The 25,458-nt window shown below is 41.9% G+C and carries 20 protein-coding genes; 17 read left to right on the forward strand and 3 right to left on the reverse strand.

Features of this window, described 5'->3' with window-relative positions; translation table 11 throughout:
- Positions 1-26: 26 nt before the first annotated feature.
- The 9 genes from LG369_RS02070 to LG369_RS02110 all read left to right on the forward strand — a co-directional run bounded on the left by LG369_RS02070 (position 27) and on the right by LG369_RS02110 (position 11,217).
- A complete protein-coding gene (locus LG369_RS02070) occupies positions 27-2,423 on the forward strand; it encodes a primosomal protein N' (RefSeq protein ID WP_225750080.1) in 2,397 nt (798 codons plus the stop codon).
- Between the two features lie 11 nt (positions 2,424-2,434).
- Positions 2,435-3,370 carry a methionyl-tRNA formyltransferase gene (gene fmt, locus LG369_RS02075; protein ID WP_225750081.1) on the forward strand — a complete coding sequence of 312 codons (936 nt, stop codon included), beginning with the start codon at positions 2,435-2,437 and terminating at the stop codon, positions 3,368-3,370.
- The gene (rsmB, locus tag LG369_RS02080) at positions 3,363-4,676 is read left to right on the forward strand and encodes a 16S rRNA (cytosine(967)-C(5))-methyltransferase RsmB (protein WP_225750082.1); all 1,314 of its coding nucleotides are present in this window, start codon (positions 3,363-3,365) and stop codon (positions 4,674-4,676) included. Before fmt ends, rsmB begins: the two co-directional genes overlap by 8 nt.
- Before the next feature lie 15 nt (positions 4,677-4,691).
- Positions 4,692-5,429 (forward strand): Stp1/IreP family PP2C-type Ser/Thr phosphatase, encoded by a 738-nt coding sequence (locus LG369_RS02085; protein ID WP_225750083.1) that lies wholly within the window; start codon positions 4,692-4,694, stop codon positions 5,427-5,429.
- Positions 5,426-7,312, forward strand: a complete 1,887-nt coding sequence (gene pknB / locus LG369_RS02090) for a Stk1 family PASTA domain-containing Ser/Thr kinase (RefSeq protein WP_225750084.1) — start codon at positions 5,426-5,428, stop codon at positions 7,310-7,312. The genes LG369_RS02085 and pknB overlap by 4 nt, the downstream gene beginning before the upstream one ends.
- A gap of 86 nt (positions 7,313-7,398) precedes the next feature.
- Entirely contained in the window at positions 7,399-8,157 is a 759-nt protein-coding gene (locus LG369_RS02095) for a threonine/serine exporter family protein (RefSeq protein WP_225750085.1), read from the forward strand.
- Position 8,158: 1 nt separating this feature from the next.
- The gene (locus LG369_RS02100) at positions 8,159-8,608 is read left to right on the forward strand and encodes a threonine/serine exporter family protein (protein ID WP_225750086.1); all 450 of its coding nucleotides are present in this window, start codon (positions 8,159-8,161) and stop codon (positions 8,606-8,608) included.
- 162 nt (positions 8,609-8,770) lie between these two features.
- A complete protein-coding gene (locus LG369_RS02105; protein WP_006155513.1) occupies positions 8,771-9,943 on the forward strand; it encodes a hydroxymethylglutaryl-CoA synthase in 1,173 nt (390 codons plus the stop codon).
- The gene (locus tag LG369_RS02110) at positions 9,943-11,217 is read left to right on the forward strand and encodes a hydroxymethylglutaryl-CoA reductase, degradative (protein WP_225750087.1); all 1,275 of its coding nucleotides are present in this window, start codon (positions 9,943-9,945) and stop codon (positions 11,215-11,217) included. Before LG369_RS02105 ends, LG369_RS02110 begins: the two co-directional genes overlap by 1 nt.
- A 35-nt stretch (positions 11,218-11,252) precedes the next feature.
- On the opposite strand, the gene LG369_RS02115 is transcribed toward LG369_RS02110, so the two are convergent.
- Both LG369_RS02115 and LG369_RS02120 read right to left on the reverse strand, forming a co-directional pair.
- Positions 11,253-12,218, reverse strand: coding sequence for a LacI family DNA-binding transcriptional regulator (locus LG369_RS02115; RefSeq protein WP_225750088.1), 966 nt, complete (start codon positions 12,216-12,218; stop codon positions 11,253-11,255).
- Complete coding sequence (locus LG369_RS02120; protein ID WP_225750089.1) at positions 12,199-13,653, reverse strand: sucrose-6-phosphate hydrolase; 1,455 nt, start codon at positions 13,651-13,653, stop codon at positions 12,199-12,201. Before LG369_RS02120 ends, LG369_RS02115 begins: the two co-directional genes overlap by 20 nt.
- A gap of 364 nt (positions 13,654-14,017) precedes the next feature.
- Here LG369_RS02120 and LG369_RS02125 point away from each other — a divergent pair, with 364 nt between their 5' ends.
- A complete protein-coding gene (locus LG369_RS02125; RefSeq protein ID WP_225750090.1) occupies positions 14,018-15,913 on the forward strand; it encodes a sucrose-specific PTS transporter subunit IIBC in 1,896 nt (631 codons plus the stop codon).
- Positions 15,914-16,220: 307 nt separating this feature from the next.
- Positions 16,221-17,108 (forward strand): fructokinase ScrK, encoded by an 888-nt coding sequence (gene scrK / locus LG369_RS02130; protein ID WP_225750091.1) that lies wholly within the window; start codon positions 16,221-16,223, stop codon positions 17,106-17,108.
- Positions 17,109-17,150: 42 nt separating this feature from the next.
- Here the strand turns inward: scrK and LG369_RS02135 are convergent, their stop codons facing one another.
- On the reverse strand, positions 17,151-18,341 hold the full coding sequence (locus LG369_RS02135; RefSeq protein WP_049494294.1) for a cation diffusion facilitator family transporter: 1,191 nt from the start codon (positions 18,339-18,341) through the stop codon (positions 17,151-17,153).
- Positions 18,342-18,611: 270 nt separating this feature from the next.
- Here LG369_RS02135 and LG369_RS02140 point away from each other — a divergent pair, with 270 nt between their 5' ends.
- From LG369_RS02140 to thrB, 6 genes are all read left to right on the forward strand, one after another.
- Positions 18,612-21,296, forward strand: a complete 2,685-nt coding sequence (locus LG369_RS02140) for a cation-translocating P-type ATPase (protein ID WP_070677663.1) — start codon at positions 18,612-18,614, stop codon at positions 21,294-21,296.
- Between the two features lie 103 nt (positions 21,297-21,399).
- Positions 21,400-21,810: a peptide deformylase gene (locus LG369_RS02145; RefSeq protein ID WP_006148926.1), complete on the forward strand. Its 411-nt coding sequence runs from the start codon at positions 21,400-21,402 to the stop codon at positions 21,808-21,810.
- Between the two features lie 119 nt (positions 21,811-21,929).
- Positions 21,930-22,094, forward strand: a complete 165-nt coding sequence (locus tag LG369_RS02150; protein WP_006155852.1) for a hypothetical protein — start codon at positions 21,930-21,932, stop codon at positions 22,092-22,094.
- Positions 22,095-22,173: 79 nt separating this feature from the next.
- On the forward strand, positions 22,174-22,896 hold the full coding sequence (gene yaaA / locus LG369_RS02155) for a peroxide stress protein YaaA (RefSeq protein ID WP_225750092.1): 723 nt from the start codon (positions 22,174-22,176) through the stop codon (positions 22,894-22,896).
- A 287-nt stretch (positions 22,897-23,183) separates the two neighbouring features.
- Positions 23,184-24,470 carry a homoserine dehydrogenase gene (locus tag LG369_RS02160; protein WP_225750093.1) on the forward strand — a complete coding sequence of 429 codons (1,287 nt, stop codon included), beginning with the start codon at positions 23,184-23,186 and terminating at the stop codon, positions 24,468-24,470.
- Position 24,471: 1 nt separating this feature from the next.
- On the forward strand, positions 24,472-25,341 hold the full coding sequence (thrB, locus tag LG369_RS02165; protein ID WP_225750094.1) for a homoserine kinase: 870 nt from the start codon (positions 24,472-24,474) through the stop codon (positions 25,339-25,341).
- Positions 25,342-25,458 lie beyond the last annotated feature (117 nt).

Genomic DNA, 25,458 nt, shown 5'->3' on the forward strand with positions numbered 1-25,458 from the left:
ATTTAAGTAAAGAAGGAGGTGAGGATATGGCTATTGCAAAAATCATTGTAGATGTTCCCTTGATGCAGACGGACCAGCCCTATAGCTACAAGATTCCAGAGGAATTTGAAGGGATGCTGGAAATTGGTATGCGGGTTCATGTGCCTTTTGGGAAGGCCAATCGCTTGATTCAAGGGATTGTTCTTGGAATGAAACAAGAATCTGATGTAGATGTGGCAGATGAGGACTTGAAAGAAATTGCTGAGGTGCTGGACTTTTCTCCTGTCTTAACGGAGGAACAACTCTGGCTGGCCGAAGAACTACGTAAGTCAGTTTTTTCATACAAGATTTCTATTCTAAAAGCTATGCTTCCAGGATTTTTGAATTCTAGCTATGATAAAATCCTCTATCCTCTGGAAGGCTTGAGTCAGAAAGACAGAGACCGTTTGTTTGGATCGCAAGAATCCTTAGCATTTTCATCTCTAGACTTAGAAAAGCAGGCCGAGATGATGCGATTGACTCGCAAAGGACTTTTGAAGTTAGAGTATCAGGCTATAGACCAGAAGAAGGTCAAAACACAGTCTTGGATTCAAGTGAATCTTGACAAATTAGAAAAGCTAGAAATCTCAAACCGTGCCAAGAAGAAATTGGAACTGCGAGATTATTTATTAGTACATCCAGAAAGTACCCCTTTGGCTACTTTGTTAGAACATTATTCTCGCAAACAAGTCAATTTCTTTGTGGAACAGGGTGCTTTGACGATTCTTCAAAAGGAAGTTCAACGTTCAGCTGCCTACTTTGAAGGAATCGAGTCAAATCAAGCCTTAGAGTTAAATCCAGAGCAAAAACAAGCCTGTGAGGCGGTTGTTGGAGCGATTGGAAAGAAACATCCTCCCTTTCTTCTACAAGGAATCACTGGAAGTGGGAAAACTGAGGTTTACCTGCAGATTATCCAAGGGGCCCTGGATATGGGGAAAACAGCGATTGTTCTAGTTCCAGAAATCTCTCTGACACCTCAAATGACCGAGCGCTTTATTGCTCGTTTTGGCGATAAAGTCGCCATCCTCCACTCTGGCTTGTCAAATGGTGAAAAGTATGATGAGTGGCGCAAGGTGGAACGTGGAGATGCTCAGGTAGTTGTTGGGGCTAGGTCTGCTATTTTTGCACCTTTGAAAAATCTAGGGGTTATCATTATCGATGAAGAGCACGAGGCTAGTTATAAGCAAGACAGCAATCCTCGTTATCATGCTAGAGATGTGGCTCTTTTACGTGCCCAGTACAATCAAGCTGCCCTAGTTCTTGGTTCTGCAACACCAAGTCTAGAAAGTCGTGCGCGTGCTGGTAAGGGTGTTTATCAACATCTACGTCTGACTCAACGGGCCAATCCTTTAGCAAGTATTCCTGAAGTTCAACTGATTGACTTTCGTGATTACATTGGGCAGAATGAAACATCAAACTTTACACCACCACTGATTGAGGCCATTCAAGATCGACTGGATAAAAAAGAGCAGGTTGTTCTCATGCTCAATCGTCGTGGTTATTCTAGTTTTGTCATGTGTCGGGAATGTGGAACTGTTGATACATGTCCTAACTGTGATATTTCCTTGACGCTACATATGGATACCAAAACCATGAACTGCCATTATTGTGGCTTTTCGAAGGAAATTCCCCATGTCTGTCCAAACTGTCAGAGTCGTAGTATTCGATACTATGGAACGGGAACTCAAAAGGCCTACGATGAGCTAGCGGAACTCTTTCCAGAGGCACGCATTCTACGCATGGATGTGGATACAACTCGTAAAAAGGGCAGTCACCAAGCTTTACTTGAACAATTTGGCAAAGGGGAGGCAGATATCCTGTTGGGAACCCAGATGATTGCTAAGGGCTTGGATTTTCCAAATGTGACCTTGGTTGGTGTTCTCAATGCGGACACAGCCTTGAACCTGCCTGATTTCCGTTCTTCTGAGAGAACCTTCCAACTCTTGACCCAGGTAGCAGGTCGCGCCGGTCGTGCTGAAAAAGCAGGTCAGGTCTTGATTCAGTCTTATAATCCTCAGCATTATGCCATTCGATTCGCAAAGGATCAGGATTACGAAGGTTTTTATGCCTATGAAATGGGCATCAGACGTCAGTTGGGTTATCCACCTTATTATTTCACTATTGGAATCACCTTATCTCATAAAAAAGAAGAAGAGGTTCTTAGACGTGCTTATCAAGTCATGGAGATTTTGCGGTCGGGTTTGTCGGATGCTAGTGTCATCCTTGGACCAACGCCTAAACCTATCGCTCGCACTCATAATCTCTATCATTACCAAATTTTGATTAAATACCGTTTAGAAGATGAGTTGGCTTCCACCCTTAATCAGGTCTTAGCCCTAACTCAAGAACGTGAAAATAGCGAACTTCGTCTCAGTATTGACCATGAACCGCACCAATTTTTATAGAAGGAGAAAAGATGACAAAACTAATCTTTATGGGAACTCCCAATTTTTCAGCAACTGTTTTAAAGGGGCTTTTGGCAGATGACCGCTACGAGATTATAGCGGTTGTAACTCAGCCAGATCGTGCTGTCGGCCGTAAAAAAGTTATCCAGGAAACCCCAGTGAAACAAGCTGCCAAAGAGGCAGGCTTACCCATCTACCAACCTGAAAAATTATCAGGTAGTCCAGAAATGGAAGCTATCATGAATTTGGGAGCTGACGGGATTGTGACTGCAGCTTTTGGACAATTTCTCCCAAGTAAACTCCTTGATAGTATGGATTTTGCAGTCAATGTCCATGCTTCACTCCTTCCTAAGCACCGTGGTGGAGCTCCTATTCATTACGCCTTGATTCAGGGTGATGAGGAGGCAGGAGTGACCATTATGGAAATGGTCAAGGAAATGGATGCAGGGGACATGATTTCTCGTCGCAGTATTCCAATTACTGATGAGGACAATGTTGGAACTTTGTTTGAAAAATTGGCCATTGTTGGGCGTGATTTGCTTTTGGATACTCTACCTGCTTATATAGCTGGTGAAATTCAGCCTCAACCACAAGACCCAAGCCAAGTAACTTTCTCACCAAATATCAAACCTGAGGAGGAAAAACTGGACTGGAACAAGACCAACCGTCAACTTTTCAACCAAATCCGTGGGATGAATCCATGGCCAGTTGCTCATACCTTCCTCAAGGGAGAACGCTTCAAAATCTATGAAGCTCTGCCTGTAGAAGGTCAGGGTAATCCGGGTGAGATACTCTCCATCGGTAAGAAAGAATTGATTGTCGCAACGGCAGAAGGAGCTCTATCTCTCAAACAGGTTCAACCTGCAGGAAAACCTAAAATGGACATTGCTTCCTTCCTCAACGGTGTTGGACGAAATTTGGCTGTAGGAGAACGATTTGGTGACTAAAGTAGAAACGGCTAGAAACTTAGCCTTAAAGGTGCTAGAGGATGTCTTTGTCAATCAAGCCTACTCCAATATTGCCTTAAATAAACACCTCAAGGGAAGTCAACTGTCAGCAACTGACAAAGGTTTGGTGACTGAGCTTGTTTATGGAACCGTAGCCCGTAAACTAACTTTGGAATGGTATTTGTCTCACTTTATTGAGGATAGAGACAAGCTAGACAACTGGCTCTATGTTTTGCTTCTCATGAGCGTCTATCAACTCCAATACTTGGATAAGCTTCCTGATCATGCAGTGGTCAATGAAGCGGTAGAAATTGCAAAACTTCGTAAAAAAGGTAGCGAAAAACTGGTCAATGCAGTCCTTCGCCGTATCTTGCGAGAAGGTTTGCCAGATATTGCCAGTATCAAACGTAAGAACAAGCGTGATTCTATCGCCTACTCTTTGCCAGTGTGGTTAGTTTCTAAGCTCAAAGAAGAGTACGGGGAAGAACGGGCGCAAGCGATTTTTGAGAGTCTTTTGCAACGCAATAAAGCTAGTATTCGGGTGACAGATTTGAGTCGAAAAGAAGAAATCAAAACTTTGCTTAGTGCAAGTGATTCTATCTTATCAAATACTGGTCTGGTCAAAGAACAAGGGCATTTTGCGGATCTTGACTTATTTTCGGAAGGGCTTATTACTATCCAGGACGAGTCTAGTCAACTGGTTGCACCAACACTAGAGCTACAAGGAGAGGAGCAGGTTTTGGATGCCTGTGCAGCTCCAGGTGGGAAAACAGCCCATATGGCGTCTTATCTAACGACAGGTCAGGTAACAGCTCTGGATCTCTACGACCACAAACTCACTTTGATTCAAGAGAATGCCCAGCGTTTAGGCGTAGCAGACCGTGTTCAAACACAAAAATTGGATGCCCGAAAGGTTCACGAGTTTTTTGGTAAGGATCAATTTGATAAGATTCTTGTTGATGCTCCTTGCTCAGGGATTGGTCTATTGCGTCGGAAACCAGATATCAAATACAACAAAGACACTGCTGATTTCGCGTCATTACAGGAAATTCAGTTGGAAATATTAGGTAGTGTTTGTCAAACGCTACGTAAAGGTGGTATAATAACTTATAGTACCTGCACTATTGTCTCTGAGGAGAACTTTCAAGTGGTTCAAGCATTTTTAGAAAGTCATCCAGAGTTCGAGCAGGTTAAACTAGAACACGAATGCAAGGATATCCTAAAAGATGGCTGTATCCTCATTACTCCAGAATTGTACGGAAGTGATGGATTCTTTATTAGCCAATTTCGCAAGATATCCAATTAGGAAGGAACTGACACAATGGAGATTTCATTATTAACAGATGTGGGTCAGAAACGTACAAATAATCAAGACTATGTCAATCTTTTTGTCAACCGTGCCGGTCGTACGATGATTATCTTGGCTGACGGGATGGGAGGACACCGAGCAGGTAATATTGCCAGTGAGATGGCAGTTACGGACTTAGGTGTTGCCTGGGTAGATACTCAGATCGATACCGTGAATGAAGTTCGTGAATGGTTTGCAGAACACCTAGAAATTGAAAATCAAAAGATTTATCAAATGGGACGTGATGAGGCCTATAAGGGAATGGGAACAACTCTAGAAGCCCTTGCAATCATTGATAACCAAGCCATCTATGCTCATATTGGTGATTCTCGTATCGGCTTGGTTCGTGGAGAAGAGTACCACCAATTAACGAGTGATCATTCATTAGTAAATGAGTTGCTCAAGGCAGGTCAATTAACACCTGAAGAAGCTGAAGCGCATCCGCAAAAAAATATCATCACCCAGTCTATTGGACAAAAAGATGAGATTCAACCTGATTTAGGGATTGTGAGCTTGGAACCTGGTGACTATATCGTTATGAACAGTGATGGTCTCACGAATATGATTTCAGGAAGTGAAATCTATGACATCGTGACAAGTGATATTTCACTTGAAGACAAGGCGGCAACCTTAGTACGTTTTGCAAACAATGCCGGAGGGCTTGATAACATTACTGTTGCCTTGATTGCGATTGAGGAGGAATCAAAATGATCCAGATCGGCAAGATATTTGCCGGACGATATCGGATTATCAAACAAATTGGCCGTGGCGGGATGGCAGATGTCTACCTGGCCAAAGATTTGATTCTGGATGGGGAAGAGGTAGCGGTGAAGGTCCTGAGGACCAACTACCAAACGGATCCAATCGCTGTTGCACGTTTTCAGCGTGAAGCACGTGCGATGGCGGACCTAGATCATCCTCATATCGTTCGAATTACGGATATCGGTGAAGAAGACGGTCAACAATATCTAGCTATGGAATATGTAGCTGGGCTTGACCTCAAACGTTATATTAAAGAACACCACCCTCTATCAAACGAGGAAGCTGTTCGTATCATGGGTCAAATTCTCTTGGCTATGCGTTTGGCGCATGCAAAGGGGATTATTCACCGTGATTTAAAACCTCAAAATATACTCTTGACTCCTGATGGAACCGCAAAAGTTACTGACTTTGGGATTGCAGTGGCCTTTGCAGAAACCAGTTTGACACAGACCAACTCCATGTTGGGTTCTGTTCACTATCTATCACCTGAGCAGGCGCGTGGTTCTAAGGCGACCATACAGAGTGATATTTATGCAATGGGAATTATCTTTTTCGAAATGTTGACAGGCCATATTCCTTATGATGGAGATAGTGCTGTTACCATTGCACTTCAGCATTTCCAAAAACCGCTTCCTTCGGTCATTGCAGAAAACCCATCAGTACCACAATCCTTGGAAAACGTAGTTATAAAAGCGACAGCTAAAAAGTTGACAGACCGTTATCAAACTGTCTCAGAGATGTATGTTGACTTATTGAGTAGTCTTTCTTATAACCGTCGAAATGAACCAAAGCTGGTATTTGAAGATACAAGTAAAGTTGACACAAAAACCTTACCGAAAATTTCACAATCTACTTTAACAGCGATTCCCAAAGTGCAACCAAAGGAAGAAAGTCCTCAGAGCCAAAAGCCGACTCAAAAGGCAACTAGTAAAGGAACTGTTGCAAAACCAGTCAAGAAACGTCGTTTCAAAGCAAGGTATTTTGTGCTTTTAGCTAGCTTTATACTTGTTTTGGCTTCCCTTTTCTGGATTGTATCGAAAACACCAGCTACTGTTGAGATTCCAAAAGTTGCAGGTCAAACTGTAGCTGAAGCTAAGGAAAACCTGAAAAAAGCAAATTTTGAGATTGGTGAGGAGAAGACCGAAGCTAGTGATACGGTAGAAGAAGGTCGAGTTATCCGAACAGATCCAGATGCTGGTTCGTCTCGTAAAGAAGGAATAAAAGTTAATCTTATTATCTCTTCAGGTCAACAATCCTTCAAGCTTGGAAATTATGTTGGTCGTAAATCAACAGATGTTATAGCAGAATTGAAAGGGAAAAAGGTTCCTGAAAATCTCATCAAGGTTGTTGAAGAAGAATCAAGTGAAACAGAGGCAGGACTTGTTTTGAGACAGAGTCTGCCAGAAGGAACCACTTATGATCTTAGTAAGGCGATAGAGATTACCTTGACAGTAGCCAAGAAGGTAACTAGCGTTCCTATGCCAAGTTATATTGGATCAAGTCTTGAATTTACCAAGAATAATTTGATTCAGATAGTCGGTGTTAAAGAGGCGAATATTGAAGTGGTAGAGGTTTCTACAGCACCAGAAGGGACTGTTGAGGATACTGTAGTTAGTCAAAGTCCAAAACCAGGTGAAGGTGTAGATTTGAATACAACTCGTATCAAAATTTCTATCTACAAACCGAAAACAACAACAACGACAACAAATCCTTCACAAGGAAATCCATATCGTGGAGCGACATCACCACAGATTAGAGAACCTCAAACTACGACAGCACCGTCATCTCCGTCATCGAATAATCAGTCGGAGAACCATAATGGTGAGAACTAATCAATCTTTGTCACAGTTTTTGTGGCAAAGATTTTTTTTCCTTAAAATTTATGATAAAATAAAAGGAGTTTAAAAAGGAGGGGAACATGGACGAATCAAAAAAACTGAATGCAGTTATTGATGTCATTATGTTAGCAGGAACAATTCTGCTTCGCAATGGATCTGAAATCTATCGTGTCGAAGACACCATGATTCGAATTGCTCATTCACAAGGCATCATGGATTGTAATGTTTTGGCCATGCCTGCAGCTATTTTTTTCTCCATTGAAAATACAAATATCTCTCGAATGAAACGAGTAACCTCCTCTGCTTATAATATTGAGAAGGTGTGTGATGTCAACCAGATTTCACGGCAACTTGTATCAGGGCAGCTTGATTTGGAGACAGCCTTTATTCAACTCAAGCAATTAAATGCTAAGGCATCTCCCTACACCAATGTTCAGCTAACTGCTGCAGCGACCCTTAGTGCTCCCTTCTTCTCGATCATGTTCGGGGGGAATGCCTACGATGCCATTGGTGCAGGAGTAGCAACCATCTTTGCTTTCACCTTTTCTCTTTACGTAGAAAAATTTATTCGTATTCCCTTTATGACAGCTTTTGCAGGTGCTCTTGTTTTTGGTTTGATTGCACAATTTTGGGCGCGCTATTCTGGCTTTCCTTCGACAGCTGATTTGGTCATTGCAGGTGCGGTCATGCCATTTGTACCGGGAATTGCTCTGACCAATGCTGTTAGAGATATTATGACCAATCACATTAACTCTGGTATGAGCAAGATGTTTGAATCCTTGCTGGTTACCCTTGCCTTAGGGGCAGGCACCTCTGTCGCCCTCGTACTCATGAACTAATATGACTCTAACAACATTTTTATTGCAGGCTCTAGCTAGTCTGCTAGCTATTATCACTTTTTTAATCGTTTTAAACGTCCAACGTTCCATGCTCATTCCTGGTGGAGTTTTGGGAATGTCAATCTGGCTGCTCTATCTAATACTCAAGGAGCCAACCAATGTTATTTTGGCGACCTTTATTGCCGCTGTGATTGGTTCTTGTATCAGCCAGATTATGAGTATAATTTACAAAACACCAGCAGTTGTCTTTGCTTTGGCCATCTTGGCTCCGCTGGTACCAGGTTATCTCTCTTATCGAACGACTTCATTTTTTGTGACAGGTGACTATAGAAACGCCATTGCCAGTGCAATGTTGGTGATGATGTTGGCTCTTGTTATTTCAATAGGAATGGCAAGTGGGACAGTTGTACTGAAGTTGTATCACTATCTCAAAAAGAATCGAGCTAGCTAAGTCTCGATTTTTTCGTGGGTAGAGTGGCTGAAAGAATATGAGTACGGCGATAGAAATGAACTTGATTTGGGGAATCAAGTCTTTTTTCGCTCATTTGACCTCAATTATGATAAAATAGAGGTGAACGAATTTTTACAATGAATGATAAAAATAGAGGTAAATATGAAAATCGGTATTGATAAGATTGGTTTTGCGACCAGTCAATACGTTTTGAAATTACAAGATTTAGCAGAAGCTCGAGGAACTGATCCTGAAAAATTGAGTAAAGGACTCCTTTTAAAAGAATTGAGTATTGCTCCTTTAACAGAGGATATTGTTACCTTGGCTGCCAGTGCAGGAGATTCTATCCTGACTGAAGAAGAGAAGCAAGAGATTGATATGGTTATCGTAGCGACAGAATCTGGAGTCGATCAAAGTAAGGCGGCTGCGGTTTTTGTACACGGTCTACTTGGAATTCAACCTTTTGCTCGTAGTTTTGAAATCAAAGAAGCTTGCTATGGTGCAACTGCGGCCCTTCACTATGCTAAGTTACACGTAGAAAATTCTCCTAAATCAAAAGTTTTGGTACTAGCTAGTGATATTGCAAAATATGGTGTCGAAACTCCTGGGGAACCAACTCAAGGAGCAGGTTGTGTTGCCATGTTGATTAGTCAAAATCCACGTGTTATGGTCTTCAACAACGATAACGTTGCGCAGACTCGTGATATCATGGACTTTTGGCGTCCAAATTATTCAACGACACCATTTGTAAATGGAGTCTACTCAACACAGCAGTATTTGGATAGCTTAAAAACGACTTGGGAAGAGTACCAAAAGCGTTATGATTGCGACTTGAATGATTTTGAAGCTATTTGTTTCCATTTGCCTTATCCAAAGCTAGCTCTCAAGGGATTGAAAAAAATTCTTGACAAATCTCTACCTCAAGAGAAAAAGGATTTACTTCAAAAACACTTTGATGAGTCCATTATTTACAGCCAAAAGGTTGGGAACATCTATACGGGTTCACTCTTTTTAGGACTCTTGTCTCTTCTTGAAAATTCTGATAGTCTCAAAGCAGGGGACAAGCTAGCTCTCTATAGCTACGGAAGTGGTGCTGTATCTGAGTTCTTCAGTGTGGAATTGGTTGAAGGCTATGAACAGCAATTGCAGAAAAATCGCTTAGAATTGCTAGACCAGCGTCAAGCATTGAGCGTAGCTGATTATGAACGAATCTTCTTTGAGGAAGCAAACTTGGATGAGTCAGGTTCTGCAACCATGTCAGGCTATGAAGGACAGGACTATGCTCTGGTTGAGATTGTAGAACACCAACGTCGCTACAGCAAGGTTGAAAAATAATGAAAAAAAATTGGAATGGATTTGCTAAAAAATCAATTCAAGAGCGCCTTGAGTTCGTTAAGTCTCAGGCGCTTACTTCTATGGAAGCCCAAGAAAGTCTTGAGCAAAATGAAAATCTTAGTATAGCAGTTGCGGACCAACTGAGTGAAAATGTAGTGGGAACCTTCTCACTACCCTTCTCAGTAGTTCCAGAAGTGTTGGTAAATGGTCAAGAGTATACAGTTCCTTATGTAACAGAAGAACCATCCGTCGTTGCTGCGGCTAGTTTTGCTAGTAAGATTATCAAACGTGCGGGTGGTTTTACTGCTCAGGTTCATCAACGCCAAATGATTGGTCAGGTAGCTCTTTATCAGGTTCCAGATAGGGATAAAGCATGTCAGGCTATTTTGAGTCAGAAAGCAGAGCTACTCGAACAAGCAAACCAAGCCTATCCATCTATTGTCAAACGTGGTGGTGGAGCCAGAGAGCTAACAGTTGAGAAAATTTCTGGTGAGGCTGACTTTTTAGTGGTTTATCTCCACGTGGATACTCAGGAAGCCATGGGAGCTAATATGCTCAATACCATGCTTGAAGCTTTAAAACCTAGCTTAGAGGCTCTAAGTCAAGGGCAAAGTTTAATGGGAATCTTATCCAACTATGCCACAGATTCTCTAGTAACTGCAACTTGTCGGATTGCCTTTCGTTATTTGAGTCGCCAGAAGGATGAAGCGCGTGAACTAGCTGAAAAAATGGTTTTAGCCAGCCAGTTCGCTCAAGCAGATTCTTATCGAGCAGCTACCCATAACAAAGGAATTTTTAATGGGATTGATGCTCTCTTGATTGCGACAGGAAATGATTGGCGTGCCATCGAAGCAGGAGCGCATGCCTATGCCAGTCATGATGGTGCTTATCGAGGTCTCAGTCGTTGGACTATGGATTTGGAAACAGAAGAGCTAATAGGAGAGATGACTATGCCGATGCCGGTTGCTACCAAGGGTGGATCGATTGGTCTCAATCCTCGAGTAGTCCTCAGCCATGAGTTGCTAGGTCATCCATCAGCTAAGGAATTAGCTCAAATTATCGTTTCGATTGGTCTTGCACAGAATTTTGCAGCTCTTAAAGCTCTTGTCAGCACAGGGATCCAGCATGGACACATGAAACTTCAGGCAAAATCGTTAGCTCTTTTAGCAGGTGCGACTGAGGCAGAAGTGCCTAAGTTGGTAGAAAGCTTGATTGCTGAAAAAACTTTTAACCTAGAAAAAGCACAGACTCTTTTGAAAAAATTAAGATCATAAGAAAAACTCAGACTGTTTCAGTCTGAGTTTTTTGTTTAAATACTTTTACCTGGTAAGAGACTAACTGGTAAGAAATAACCAGTCGTAGCAACTTCTTTCCCCTCAATTTTTTGAAGTAGTAAATCAACTGTCAGGCGAGCAATTTCCTCCAAAGGTTGTTTAATGGTAGTAAGGTGAGGATAGAAATTCTCGATAAAATAAGTTCCATCGTAGCCAATAACCTTAAGTTGTTCTGGAACAGAAATACCAAGTTCCTGAGCAATCTTCATCACCAAGATGGCTGTCAAATCATCCGATGCGAAAATAGCATCTGGTTTTTGTTTGGTTAGGATAGTTTTGATTTCCATTTCCTTGCGGAGGGGTGAAAAGTCACTGGAAATATTGATGATGGGAGCTTTAGGGAAGATAGAAGCAAAGCCTGCATGACGAAGTCCAGTTGGTGAGTTGGAGTTGTCATTACCTGTAATCATAATAACAGACTTAGCTCCGGCTTTAGATAAGGTTTCAGCAGCCAGAATCCCACCAGCATAGTTATCAGAAGAAACCACTGGAATGTCTGGCGATAGGTTACGGTCAAAAGAGATGATTGGGGCCGTTACGCGATTGTAGTCTTCAATTCCCAAGTTATGACTACCAGAGATGATTCCATCCACTTGGTTGGCTTCTAGCATTTCAAGGTACTCACGTTCTTTTTCCGAATCGTGCTCACTATTGCAGATGATCGTCTTGTAGCCTTTTTTGAAGAGTTCGTGTTCCAATTTGTCAATCAATTCAGCATAGAAAACATGGCTGATTTTTGGAAAAATCAAACCGATTAATTTGGCTGATTTTCCTTGGAGGCTACGAGCAAGATTGTTAGGTTTATAGCCCAACTCTCGCATGGCCTCATTGACCTTTTGGATGGTTTTTTCAGACAGATAGCCTTTTTTATTGATGACACGTGAAACGGTAGTAGGGCTGACGCCAGCCAATTTTGCGACATCAGTTAGTTTTGCGACCATATTCTAATTCGTAGTAAGTTCCAGTTGGGTTTCCAGATTTAATCACGATTCCATTTTGGTTCTCATGTGGGAAGACACGACCAGAAAATACTTTTTCTCCTTTATTGATGAAAATTTCAAAGACTGAATTGTCGATGAAGATATTTACGGTAGTAGCTTGGTTATCAATTGGACATGAGCGAGTAGTTCCAAATTCTTGAGCGTATTGCTCACCTGCCTGACTGCGGTCAACGGTAACTTGGCCATTGACAAGATCAAAGTTGATCGAGAGTCCTTTGCCGTCTTTATCTGCAAGAAGGACGATTTCACTTTGACTATTAGCCTCTAAGTTAAGCTCAAGTTCGTAAGTGTTTTTGGTTTCAGAGCGATTTGAAAATTCCTCTTCTGAAGCACGGAGTTCTTTGATAGCAGCTACAGGATACTGATAGAGTTTGCCATCTTTAATGGTAAGTTCTTTGACCAATGAGAAAGTTCCTTGGTGATCAAAGCGATCAGATGGATAAGAAACATCTGGCAAACCAAGCCAACTAACAGCAAGAGCACGTCCATCAGGAGCGTTAAAAGCTTGAGTAGCATAGGCTTCGAAACCATAGTCTAGATTGTGTAGTTCAGACACATCTACCATACGTGCATTTTTAGAATCGAAGGAAGCACCAATTTTATACATATTTGGATAGATATTGTCATAGTCAAGAACCTTTTTATCCAAACCTTGTGGGCAGTAGAGAAGGACAGGCTGTTCTCCGACAAAGACCAGATTAGGACATTCCATCATGTAGGCAGTACGGTCGTTAGCAAAGTCAAGGTCGCCAACTACTTGCCAGTTCGTGTAGTCGTTGTCTACAGCCTTATAGAGACGGATGAATCCTTTTTTCTCCAAGTCCTGACCACCGACGATAGCGTAGTATTGTCCTTTAAAGTTAAAAATCTGTGGATCACGGAAGTGGTCAGTAGCATCAGCTGGTTGATCAATCAAGACTTTGTCAATTTTTTCAATCTTGCCGTCCTTATCCATTAAGGCACCAATCTGATAAGGGTGGCGAACCCAATTTTCATCACGGACATTTCCTGTATAGAATAGGAACAATTGATCACCAAACTGCATAGCAGATCCAGAGTAAGCGCCGTGGCTATCAAGTGGAGTATCAGGTAAGATTTTTACACCTGTTTCAGTAAAGTGAACCAAGTCGTCGCTTTCAAGCTGAACCCAAGATTTTAATCCATGAGCTGCACCAAAGGGGAAGTTTTGGTAAAAGACAACCCACTTGCCATCAAAGTAAGAAAAACCGTTTGGGTCGTTAAGGAGTCCTTCCTTTGGTTCAATGTGATAGCTGACATGCCATGGGGATTGTGCCATCTTTTCTTGGATTTCTTTTCTTTCTTCTTGTGTCCAATCTTCATAACGTCTGTAACGACGTTCAGTAGTCCATTCCATTTATATTCCCTCCATAAATTCTACTATCTTTATAGTAAACGTTTCCTTTTAAAAAAGCAAGTCTTTTATCATAAAATTAAGAAAAAAATGTCAAACGATTGACAGAAACAGATTGAAGGATTTTATGAAAATAAATGAAAAAATGAAAGAATTTGTAAAAAAATCTTTAAAAACCTCACAATAATAGGTAAAATATTGCTTGTTTTATTTCAAAAACATCAAAAACAATCAAAAAATTCAAAATGCTAAAATTTTTTCTGCAAAACGCTTGACATATTTTAAAAACATGATAGAATTATATGCGTAGGGTGGATAAAATCGCTTTCAAACATTTTACAAATTTTTTATAAGGAGATTTTTGCAAATGACGAATACAGAAATTGCAAAAAAAGTCATCGAAGCCTTGGGTGGACGTGAGAACGTTAACAGTGTTGCGCACTGTGCGACTCGCCTTCGCGTTATGGTTAAAGATGAAGCGAAAATTAACAAAGATGCTATCGAGAGCTTGGAAAAAGTTCAAGGTGCTTTCTTTAACTCAGGTCAATACCAAATCATCTTTGGTACTGGTACAGTAAACAAGATGTACGATGAAGTCGTAGCCCTTGGTTTGCCAACTTCAACAAAAGCTGAAATGAAAGCAGAAGCTGCTAAACAAGGAAATTGGTTCCAACGTGCCATCCGTACTTTCGGTGACGTCTTCGTTCCAATCATTCCTGTTATCGTAGCAACTGGTCTCTTCATGGGTGTTCGTGGTCTCTTGACTGCTCTTGGAATGACACTTCCAGAAGATGTGACAACTTATACTCAGATCTTGACTGACACTGCCTTTATTATCTTGCCAGGTTTGGTTGTTTGGTCAACTTTCCGTGTATTCGGTGGTAACCCAGCCGTTGGTATCGTTCTTGGTATGATGCTCGTTTCTGGTTCGCTTCCAAATGCCTGGGCTGTTGCGTCTGGTGGTGAAGTAACTGCAATGCAGTTCTTCGGATTTATCCCAGTTGTAGGTTTGCAAGGTTCAGTTCTTCCAGCCTTCATTATCGGGGTTGTCGGAGCTAAGTTTGAAAAAGCAGTTCGCAAGGTTGTTCCAGATGTACTTGACCTCTTGGTAACACCGTTCGTAACACTCCTTGTAATGTCAATTCTTGGATTGTTTGTTATCGGACCAGTCTTCCACGTTGTTGAAAACTACATCCTCATTGGAACTAAAGCAATTCTTAACTTGCCATTCGGACTTGGTGGTTTCTTGATTGGTGGAGTTCACCAATTAATCGTCGTATCAGGTGTTCACCACATCTTCAACTTGCTTGAAGTTCAATTGCTTGCTGCTGACCATGCTAACCCATTCAACGCTATCATCACAGCTGCCATGACTGCTCAAGGTGCTGCGACAGTAGCCGTTGGTGTGAAAACTAAAAATCCTAAACTTAAAACACTTGCTTTCCCAGCTGCTCTTTCTGCCTTCCTAGGTATTACTGAGCCTGCTATCTTCGGGGTTAACTTGCGTTTCCGTAAACCATTCTTCCTTTCATTGATTGCTGGTGCAATCGGTGGTGGATTGGCATCTATCCTTGGACTTGCTGGTACTGGTAATGGTATCACAATCATCCCTGGTACAATGCTTTACATTGGTAACGGACAACTTCTACAATACCTTCTTATGGTAGCTGTATCATTTGTACTTGGTTTTGCTCTTACTTACATGTTTGGTTACGAAGATGAAGTAGAAGAAGTTTCAGGAGCAATTTCTGAAGCTGAAACTGACCGTTTAACAGAAGAAGCAGTAACTGGTACTGTGGTTTCACCTAGCGAAGGTGTTATCCAAACACCAATCGTTGGTGATGTCGTTGCTCTTTCAAATGTGAATGATCCAGTCTTCTCAAGTGGAGCTATGGGACAAGGTATCGCTGTAAAACCAAGTGAAGATGTTGTTTACGCACCAGCTGATGCTGAAGTGACAATTGTCTTCCCAACAGGACATGCTTATGGGCTAAGAACAGCTAACGGAGCTGAAATCTTGATCCACGTTGGTATCGACACTGTTTCAATGAACGGTGAAGGATTCAACCATAAAGTTGCCCAAGGTGACAAGGTTAAAGCTGGAGATGTTCTTGGAACATTTGACTCAGCTAAGATTGCTGCTGCAGGACTTGATAACACTACTATGGTTATCGTAACAAACACTGCAGACTTTGCTTCAGTAAATCCAGTAGCTTCTGGATCAGTTGCTAAGGGGGATGCAATCATCGAAGTTAAAGCTTAATACTCTTCGAAAATCAAATTCAAACTGCGTCATACTCGCTTTGCCGTATGTATGTGTTACTGACTTCGTCAGTTCTATCTACAACCTCAAAGCTGTGCTTTGAGCAATCTGCAGCTCGATTCCTAGTTTGTTCTTTGATTTTCATTGAGTACACTACTTTCGATTTAATAGATCAAAAAACGAACAAATGTCATGTTTGTTCGTTTTTGATTGAATGGTAAAATTTACAGAGGAAAATCTAAAATATTGAGCAATTTTCAGCATGGAAATATGCTATAATAGAGAAAATAAATACAAGAGGTTAATCATGACAAAACTATACGGAAGCTTGGAAGCGGGCGGTACAAAATTTGTCTGTGCTGTCGGAGATGAAAACTATAACGTTGTAGAAAAGGTACAATTTCCTACAACAACACCTATTGAAACAATCGATAAAACCATCGAGTTCTTCTCAAAATTCGACAATCTTGCAGGACTTGCCATTGGTTCATTTGGTCCAATCGATATCGATAAAAACTCAAAAACTTACGGATTTATCACAACAACTCCAAAACCTAACTGGGCAAATGTCGACTTGCTTGGTGCTCTTCGTCGCCCTCTAAACGTGCCTATGTATTTTACGACAGACGTAAACAGTTCTGCATACGGTGAAGTGGTTGCTCGTAATAATGCCGGTGGTCGTATCGAAAACTTGGTTTATTACACAATCGGTACAGGTATCGGTGCAGGTGTTATCCAACGTGGCGAGTTTATTGGCGGTGTTGGTCACCCTGAGATGGGTCATTATTATGTGGCTAGACACCCAATGGATATTGAAAAAGAATTTAAAGGTGTTTGTCCTTTCCATAATGGATGTTTGGAAGGTTATGCAGCTGGTCCAAGTTTGGAAGCTCGTACAGGTGTTCGTGGGGAAAACATTGAACTCAACAACTCTGTCTGGGATGTTCAAGCCTACTACATTGCTCAAGCTGCAGTGAATGCGACTGTAACTTTCCGTCCAGATGTCATCGTCTTTGGTGGTGGGGTTATGGCTCAACAACATATGCTTGACCGCGTACGTGAGAAATTCACAGCCCTACTCAATGGCTACCTACCAGTTCCAGATGTACGTGACTATATCGTGACTCCAGCTGTTGCTGGCAATGGTTCAGCTACACTAGGAAACTTCGTTCTTGCTAAGAGCGTTGCAAAATAAGAATATAAAAAACTCCCAACTGAGAAAGTTGGGAGTTTTGCTTTAGTCTTTTTCTATTTTGGTTTCCTGATGGAAAATATTTTGCCAAGTTTCGTGGCGACGCCAGATGCTGGTATGAATGGTATCACCGACTTGGTAGCGGATGAGTTTAGTCTTTTGACTGATAGAAGTTAAATGAAGCTCCTTGATAGCAGAGGTTAGTTCTTTTTCAGCCTTATAGGCTCCCTTGTCAAGTTCTTGTCCGTCCTGGCGGATATAAACGAAGTCTTCTGCAAGTAATTCTTCCAGTTGATTTCCTTGGTCAATCAGTTGCTCTCTCATGAGCAATTTTTTATATACATTATCTAGGATTTCATCCTCAGGGATTGGTGCTGGTTCGATATGAATGTCTGTATCAAAGACACCAAATCGTTCTGATAACATGGATTCGACTTGGTCTGCAATTTCGTGACTTTCAAAAACAGACAGGTCTGGGTTCATCTCAAGTGTGATATCCAGATAAATATTGCTTCCGTAGGTACGACCGCGTTGTGATTTAACCTTGCTAATCTTAGGAATTTCCATGATAGCTTTTTGATAATCTTCTAGCAAGTGTTCGTCAAAACCATCAGAAAGGCTGAAGGATGACTCGATAAAGATGTCATAAGCTGTTTTAAGGATAAAGAAGGTAATGATAATCGCGACTAACTTATCCACGATTGGATAGTTGAAGCTGCTAGCCAGGATAGCAATAGAAGTTCCAAGAGATGTTACCGCATCTGATAAATTATCCTTAGCGGCTGCCTTGAGAGCCTTTGATTTAGCTTGCTTACTCAGATGGGTATTGTAGAGATAAACGGCAAACATGATGATAGCAGAGATGACTCCCAGAGTCGCACCAAGTGGGTCAATGACCGTTTGTTCTCGGCTGAGTATCTTTTGAATGGTGTCACGTAGAACATCAAAGCCAACGTAAAACATGATGATGGAAGTGATGAGACTTGCCAAATCCTCTATTTTCCAGTGGCCGAAGCGATGATCTCTATCTGCCGGTTGGCGAGCCAAACGAATCCCGATGAGAAGGGCCACGTTTCCAACGATATCTGAAACGTTGTTAAAACCATCTGCCACCAAACTGGATGAATGGAGGAGGTGTCCGGTCGCTAGCTTAGCTGCAGACAAGAATAGATAGGTCAAGATGCTGATAATGGCACCACGCTCAGCTAATTTTAAGTTTGAAACCGATTGATTCATCTAACTCCCCTTCTAGCATTTTAGTATTCTTTCATTATACTGGTTTTCCAAGGAAAATTCAAATGTGGGAAGTAAGTTAAATACACCTCAAAACTTGAAAACTTTTGAATTTCTGATATAATAGAACTACTCAAGGGAGTAGCTGGCGGGAAACCGCGATAGTGTCGTCATTACGAATTTTTTCCGGCACTATATTAAACAGCGAGACTTGTTTTTTTAAAAAACAGGTCTCTTTTTTTGTAAAAAGAGGCCAAAAAGGAGGAGACTGTTTTGTCAAAAGAACAAAATAAAGACTTGTTTTACACACAGACCTCAGAAGAAGTCCTAAAGAACTTAGACTCATCTATCGAGGGTTTGTCAACTGCTCAAGCTCAAGAACGACTAGCGACTTATGGTCGTAATGAGTTGGAAGAGGGAGAGAAACGTAGCCTACTAGCTAAATTCCTTGATCAATTTAAGGATTTGATGATTATCATCTTGCTTGCGGCAGCGGCACTTTCTGTGATTACAGAAGGAATGGACGGCCTAACGGATGCCATTATCATCTTGGCCGTTGTTGTCTTGAATGCTGCCTTTGGGGTTTACCAGGAAGGGCAAGCAGAAGCAGCCATTGAAGCTCTGAAAAATATGTCTAGCCCGATGGCTCGTGTTCGTCGTGATGGTCATGTCATTGAGATTGACTCAAAAGAATTGGTACCTGGAGATATCGTCTTGCTTGAAGCGGGAGATGTCGTGCCCGCAGATATGCGTTTGTTTGAAGCAGCTTCCCTTAAAATTGAAGAAGCAGCTCTTACAGGAGAGTCTGTCCCAGTTGAAAAAGATGTGACAGGACTTGTTGAAGCAGATGCTGGTATCGGGGATCGTGTTAACATGGCTTACCAAAACTCAAACGTAACATACGGTCGTGGGATTGGTGTCGTGACCAACACTGGTATGTACACAGAAGTTGGTAAGATTGCGGACATGTTGGCTAATGCTGACGAGACAGAGACACCATTGAAGCAAAGCTTGGAACAATTATCTAAGGCCTTGACTTACTTGATCGTTGTGATTGCAGTGATCACTTTCTTGGTTGGTGTCTTTGTTCGTGGAGAACATCCATTAGAAGGCTTGATGGTGGCGGTTGCTCTTGCGGTTGCTGCGATTCCAGAAGGTCTCCCTGCCATTGTAACCATCGTTCTATCTTTGGGAACAACAACCCTTGCCAAACGGAATTCGATTGTTCGTAAATTACCAGCGGTTGAAACTCTTGGTTCAACAGAAATCATCGCATCTGATAAAACAGGTACTTTGACCATGAACCAAATGACGGTTGAAAAAGTTTATACCAACGGTCAATTGCAAAGCTCGGCATCCGAGATTGCTGCTGACAACAATACCCTCCGTATCATGAACTTTGCCAATGACACCAAGGTAGATCCATCTGGTAAGTTGATTGGGGACCCAACTGAGACAGCTCTTGTACAGTTTGGTTTGGACCACAACTTTGATGTTCGTGAAGTCTTGAAGGATGAACCACGTGTAGCTGAATTGCCATTTGACTCAGACCGTAAACTCATGTCTACCATTCATAAGGAAGCAGACGGTTCTTACTTTATCGCTGTCAAGGGTGCACCTGATCAGTTGCTCAAGCGCGTGACTCGTATTGAAGTCAATGGGGAAGTTCGCCCCATCACAGAAGAAGATAAACAAGCTATCCTTGCTACCAACAAAGACTTAGCTAAACAAGCCCTTCGTGTCTTGATGATGGCTTACAAGACAAGTAACGAAATTCCAACCTTGGAATCTGAAATTGTTGAATCTGACCTTATTTTCTCTGGTTTGGTCGGCATGATTGACCCTGAACGTCCAGAAGCTGCAGAAGCTGTTCGTGTCGCTAAGGAAGCGGGTATCCGTCCGATTATGATCACTGGTGACCACCAAGATACAGCGGAAGCTATCGCTAAACGTCTCGGTATCATCGATCCAAATGATACAGAAGACCATGTCTTCACGGGTGCTGAGTTGAATGAACTCACTGATGAAGAATTCCAAAAAGTCTTCAAGCAATACTCTGTTTACGCGCGTGTATCACCTGAGCACAAGGTTCGTATCGTGAAAGCATGGCAAAATGAAGGTAAGGTTGTCGCTATGACGGGTGATGGGGTCAACGATGCGCCTTCACTTAAGACAGCGGATATCGGTATCGGTATGGGGATTACAGGTACAGAAGTTTCTAAGGGAGCTTCGGATATGGTCCTTGCTGATGATAACTTTGCAACCATTATCGTAGCGGTAGAAGAAGGACGTAAGGTCTTCTCAAATATCCAAAAATCAATCCAATACCTCTTGTCTGCCAATATGGCTGAAGTTTTCACCATCTTCTTTGCAACCTTGTTAGGTTGGGATGTGCTTCAACCAGTGCATTTGCTATGGATTAACCTGGTAACAGATACGCTACCAGCCATCGCTCTTGGGGTGGAACCAGCTGAGCCAGGCGTTATGACTCACAAACCTCGTGGACGTAAGTCTAACTTCTTTGATGGTGGTGTCTTCGGAGCAATCATTTATCAAGGGATCTTCCAAACCATGCTCGTTTTAGGTGTTTATGGTTGGGCTCTTCTCTTCCCAGAGCACCAAAGTCATACTGAGATCCATGCGGATGCCCTTACCATGGCTTTTGCAACTCTCGGTTTGATCCAATTGCTCCATGCCTTTAACGTTAAGTCGGTTTACCAATCAATCTTTAAAGTGGGACTCTTTACAAACAAGACCTTTAACTGGTCTATCCCTGTTGCCTTTGTCCTCTTTGTGGTGACAATTTTGGTTCCTGGATTTAATAATCTCTTCCACGTGTCACATTTGAGTTTGACTCAATGGATGGTGGTCGCTGTAGGAGCACTTATGATCGTGGTCCTTGTTGAGATTGTCAAAGCAGTTCAACGAGCACTTGGAAAAGATAAAAACGCTATTTAAGCATTGAAAAGTCATCTTCGGATGGCTTTTTGCTTTTATATATGGTAAACAGAGATAGATTTTATGCTATAATCAAGTTGAGAAAAAGATGGAGGAATAGTAGTTGGAAAAGAAAATTGTAAAAGATATCTTGTTTTTGTCGCAGGTATCTCAGCCTGCTAGTCAGGAAGATTTACCCCTAGCAAAGGATTTGCAGGATACCCTATTGGCTAACCGAGAAAGCTGTGTTGGACTAGCGGCCAATATGATTGGGGTACAAAAACGCGTCATTATTTTTAATATCGGAATGATTCCCATGGTTATGTTTAATCCAGTTCTCCAATCTTTTGAAGGATCATACGAGACAGAGGAAGGTTGTTTGTCTTTGACAGGTGTAAGACCGACAACTAGGTATGAGAAGATTACAGTAAGCTACAGAGATATCCATTGGCAAGAGCAGACCATTACCCTGACAGGTTTTCCGGCTCAGATTTGTCAACACGAATTGGATCATTTGGAAGGGATTATCATATAGGCCTTGTATCCCAGATCAGGGTACATCCTTTAAGCTTAAGGAAACAACCTCGTTTTTCTTGCACTCTTGTTTGAAATTTGTGATAATAAATGAAAGAATAATAAATGGAGGACAGTCAAATGGGGTTTTATCTGATGATTGGTTCGATGTTGCTTGGTCTTTTCGCTTTGAAGATAGGATTTTCTCATCTAAAGGAGAAAAAGTTTAATCTGTCATCTATCTTGGCAAGCTGCCTTGGGACAGCACTAGTTCTCTTTGCAATCTGGTTAGGATTGCCAAAATAAGGAAAGAAGCCTCGGTATTCACCGAGGTTTTTAGGCTCAAATCCTTGGTAGTCCTAAAAAAATATGCTACACTAACACTATGAAAATTCTAATCCCAACCGCAAAAGAAATGAACACCGAAATCCCTCGTTTAGAGGCTAAACCCTTGTGTCCTGAAAGTCAGGCAGTGCTGGATGAATTGGCGACATACTCTGCCCAAGAGCTGGAGAGTTTTTACAAAATATCTGCCGGAAAAGCGCAAGAGGAGTATGACCATATCCAGGCCTTGAAAAATGAAACTGCGACAAACTATCCAGCCTTGCACCTCTTTGATGGACTCATGTATCGCAACATCAAACGGGACGATCTCACCAAGGAGGAGCAAACATATCTCGAGAAACACCTCATGATAACGTCAGCTTTCTATGGTGTGATTCCAGCCTTTGAACCGATTGCGCCTCACAGACTGGACTTTTTGATGAAACTAAAAGTCGCTGGAAAAAGCTTGAAAAGTCATTGGCAGTCAGCCTATGAGGAGTCAATGAAAGACCAGGAGTTAATCTTTTCTCTCTTGTCATCAGAATTTGAGAATGTTTTTCCTAAAGAAATCCGTGAAAAAATGGTGACCTTCAAGTTTATGGAAGAGCGAGATGGAAAACTAAAAATCCACTCAACCATTTCTAAAAAAGCCCGAGGAGCCTTTTTGACAGCTTTGATGGAAGGTCAGGTAACTTCGGTTGAAGAGATTAAAAAGCTAAGCTTTGCGGGTTTCAATTATCGAGAAGGCTTGTCTAGTGACAAGGAATTGGCTTTTGTGAAATAGATAGAAAATAGAGAGAGTGGGACAGAAATCGGTAATTCGTTAGAATTCGATTTCGTCGTCCCACCTCCGCACAGTTGAGTAGGGCTGTAAAAGCTGATGAAATCAGCGTAGTTAGAGCCCACTCAACCACTGCGTCTTGCTCGACAATCCAAAGGCAATTGAGAGGCTAGGACTTTTGTCCCAGCCTCTTTTTGTGATTTGGTGCTCCTATTTTTAGTTTAGAATGGTAGGAATTTTCACACAATTTTGGTATAATAGGACTATTAGAAAATTTCGAGGAGACAAACATGTCAGTTAAGATTGCTTTACTTGGATTTGGTACAGTAGCCAGTGGTGTGCCATTCTTGCTAAAGGAAAATAAAGAAAAAATTGTTCAAGCAGCCCAGTCAGAAATTGAAGTAGCTAAAGTTTTGGTCAAAGACGATCAAGAGAAAGCCCGCTTACTTGAAGCAGGAAATGATTTTAATTTTGTAACAAATATCGATGAAATTTTGTCAGACAAAGACATTACTATTGTTGTTGAGTTGATGGGGCGTATCGAACCTGCTAAAACCTTTATCACTCGTGCTTTAGAAGCAGGGAAACACGTTGTGACAGCTAACAAGGATCTTTTGGCAGTCCATGGTGCAGAATTGCTTGAGGTAGCCAAAGCTCACAATGTTGCTCTATACTATGAAGCAGCTGTTGCAGGAGGAATCCCAATTCTTCGTACTTTGGTTAACTCATTAGCATCAGACAAAATCACACGCGTTCTTGGTGTTGTCAACGGAACATCTAACTTCATGATGACCAAAATGGTAACAGAAGGTTGGTCTTATGAAGATGCTTTGGCAGAAGCCCAACGACTTGGCTTTGCTGAAAGCGACCCTACCAATGACGTTGATGGAATTGATGCGGCTTACAAGATGGTCATCCTCAGTCAGTTCGCCTTTGGAATGAATGTTAAGTTTGAAGATGTGGGTCACCAAGGAATTCGCAACATCACTCCAGAAGATGTGGCAGTAGCTCAAGAACTTGGTTATGTTGTGAAATTAGTTGGTTCTATCGAAGAAACAGCTTCAGGAATTGCTGCTGAGGTTACGCCAACCTTCCTTCCTAAAACTCACCCGCTTGCAAGTGTTAATGGTGTTATGAATGCTGTCTTTGTTGAGTCTATCGGTATCGGCGAGTCTATGTACTATGGACCAGGTGCAGGTCAAAAACCAACTGCAACAAGTGTTGTGGCTGATATTGCCCGCATCGTTCGTCGTCTGAATGATGGAACAATTGGAAAAGCCTTTAATGAATACAGCCGTCCAGTAGTCTTGGCTAAGCCAGAAGACGTCAAAGCCAACTACTATTTCTCAATCTTGGCTCCAGATTCAAAAGGTCAAGTCTTGAAATTGGCTGAGCTATTTAACGCAGAAGATATTTCCTTCAAGCAGATCCTTCAAGATGGTAAGCAAGAAGGCAAGGCTCGTGTTGTCATCATCACTCATAAAATCAACAAGGCCCAGCTTGAAAATATTACAGCAGCTTTGAAGGCGGTAGCCGAGTTTGAACTTCTCAACACCTTCAAGGTTTTAGGAGACTAAGATGAAGATTATTGTACCTGCTACAAGTGCCAATGTGGGTCCTGGTTTTGACTCGGTTGGAGTAGCTGTAACTAAGTATCTAGAAATTCAGGTTTGTGAGGAACGTGAAGAATGGATGATTGAGCACCAATTAGGCAAATGGATTCCACGTGATGAGCGTAATCTTTTGCTGAAGATTGCTCTACAAATTGCTCCAGATCTACAACCTAGACGCTTGAAGATGGTTAGTGATATTCCTCTTGCGCGTGGGCTAGGTTCTTCTAGTTCAGTCATCGTTGCTGGGATTGAACTAGCAAATCAATTAGGGAATCTCAAATTAACTGATCATGATAAGTTACAATTGGCAACTAAAATCGAAGGGCATCCTGATAATGTTGCGCCAGCTATCTATGGTAATCTAGTCATTGCAAGCTCAGTCGAAGGTCAGGTTTCAGCTGTTGTGGCGCCTTTCCCAGAGTGTGCCTTTCTAGCTTACATTCCAAACTATGAATTGCGAACTCGAGATAGTCGTGGTGTCTTGCCTAAGAAACTCTCTTACAAGGAAGCCGTTGCGGCAAGTTCTATCGCCAATGTGGCTATTGCAGCCCTACTGACTGGAGATATGGTCAAAGCAGGCCAGGCGATTGAGAGTGACCTTTTCCATGAGCGTTACCGTCAAGAACTGGTGAGAGAATTTGCGACCATCAAGAAAGTTGCTAAGAGAAATGGTGCTTATGCTACCTACTTGTCTGGTGCTGGTCCGACTGTTATGGTCTTGGCTGATCCTGACAAGATGCCTAAGATTAAGGCTGAGCTTGAAAAGCAACCCTTCAAAGGCAAGCTTCATGATTTGCAAGTAGATACACAAGGCGTTCGCGTCGAAGCAAAATAAATTTAGCAATAGGATGGGGAAACTCTCTATTAGAGGGCTTCCTGTCCTTTTTTTGAAAATGAAAGATGGGATATGAAATGTTTCCCGTGTTTAGCGACCGACAGACGGTCAAGGAGG

It is taken from the genome of Streptococcus sp. Marseille-Q4154, assembly GCF_916700545.1.
Classification (GTDB): Bacteria; Bacillota; Bacilli; order Lactobacillales; family Streptococcaceae; genus Streptococcus; species Streptococcus infantis_I.

Excerpts from the sequence above, each read along its gene's own strand:
- thrB (WP_225750094.1), top strand. The coding sequence starts at position 24,472 with ATGAAGATTATTGTACCTGCTACAAGTGCCAATGTGGGTCCTGGTTTT.
- LG369_RS02120 (WP_225750089.1), bottom strand. The coding sequence starts at position 13,653 with ATGGAATGGACTACTGAACGTCGTTACAGACGTTATGAAGATTGGACA.
- scrK (WP_225750091.1), top strand. The coding sequence starts at position 16,221 with ATGACAAAACTATACGGAAGCTTGGAAGCGGGCGGTACAAAATTTGTC.
- yaaA (WP_225750092.1), top strand. The coding sequence starts at position 22,174 with ATGAAAATTCTAATCCCAACCGCAAAAGAAATGAACACCGAAATCCCT.
- LG369_RS02110 (WP_225750087.1), top strand. The coding sequence starts at position 9,943 with ATGAAAAAAAATTGGAATGGATTTGCTAAAAAATCAATTCAAGAGCGC.
- LG369_RS02070 (WP_225750080.1), top strand. The coding sequence starts at position 27 with ATGGCTATTGCAAAAATCATTGTAGATGTTCCCTTGATGCAGACGGAC.
- pknB (WP_225750084.1), top strand. The coding sequence starts at position 5,426 with ATGATCCAGATCGGCAAGATATTTGCCGGACGATATCGGATTATCAAA.
- LG369_RS02095 (WP_225750085.1), top strand. The coding sequence starts at position 7,399 with ATGGACGAATCAAAAAAACTGAATGCAGTTATTGATGTCATTATGTTA.
- LG369_RS02160 (WP_225750093.1), top strand. The coding sequence starts at position 23,184 with ATGTCAGTTAAGATTGCTTTACTTGGATTTGGTACAGTAGCCAGTGGT.
- LG369_RS02125 (WP_225750090.1), top strand. The coding sequence starts at position 14,018 with ATGACGAATACAGAAATTGCAAAAAAAGTCATCGAAGCCTTGGGTGGA.
- LG369_RS02085 (WP_225750083.1), top strand. The coding sequence starts at position 4,692 with ATGGAGATTTCATTATTAACAGATGTGGGTCAGAAACGTACAAATAAT.
- LG369_RS02135 (WP_049494294.1), bottom strand. The coding sequence starts at position 18,341 with ATGAATCAATCGGTTTCAAACTTAAAATTAGCTGAGCGTGGTGCCATT.
- LG369_RS02115 (WP_225750088.1), bottom strand. The coding sequence starts at position 12,218 with ATGGTCGCAAAACTAACTGATGTCGCAAAATTGGCTGGCGTCAGCCCT.
- LG369_RS02150 (WP_006155852.1), top strand. The coding sequence starts at position 21,930 with ATGGGGTTTTATCTGATGATTGGTTCGATGTTGCTTGGTCTTTTCGCT.
- fmt (WP_225750081.1), top strand. The coding sequence starts at position 2,435 with ATGACAAAACTAATCTTTATGGGAACTCCCAATTTTTCAGCAACTGTT.
- LG369_RS02105 (WP_006155513.1), top strand. The coding sequence starts at position 8,771 with ATGAAAATCGGTATTGATAAGATTGGTTTTGCGACCAGTCAATACGTT.
- LG369_RS02100 (WP_225750086.1), top strand. The coding sequence starts at position 8,159 with ATGACTCTAACAACATTTTTATTGCAGGCTCTAGCTAGTCTGCTAGCT.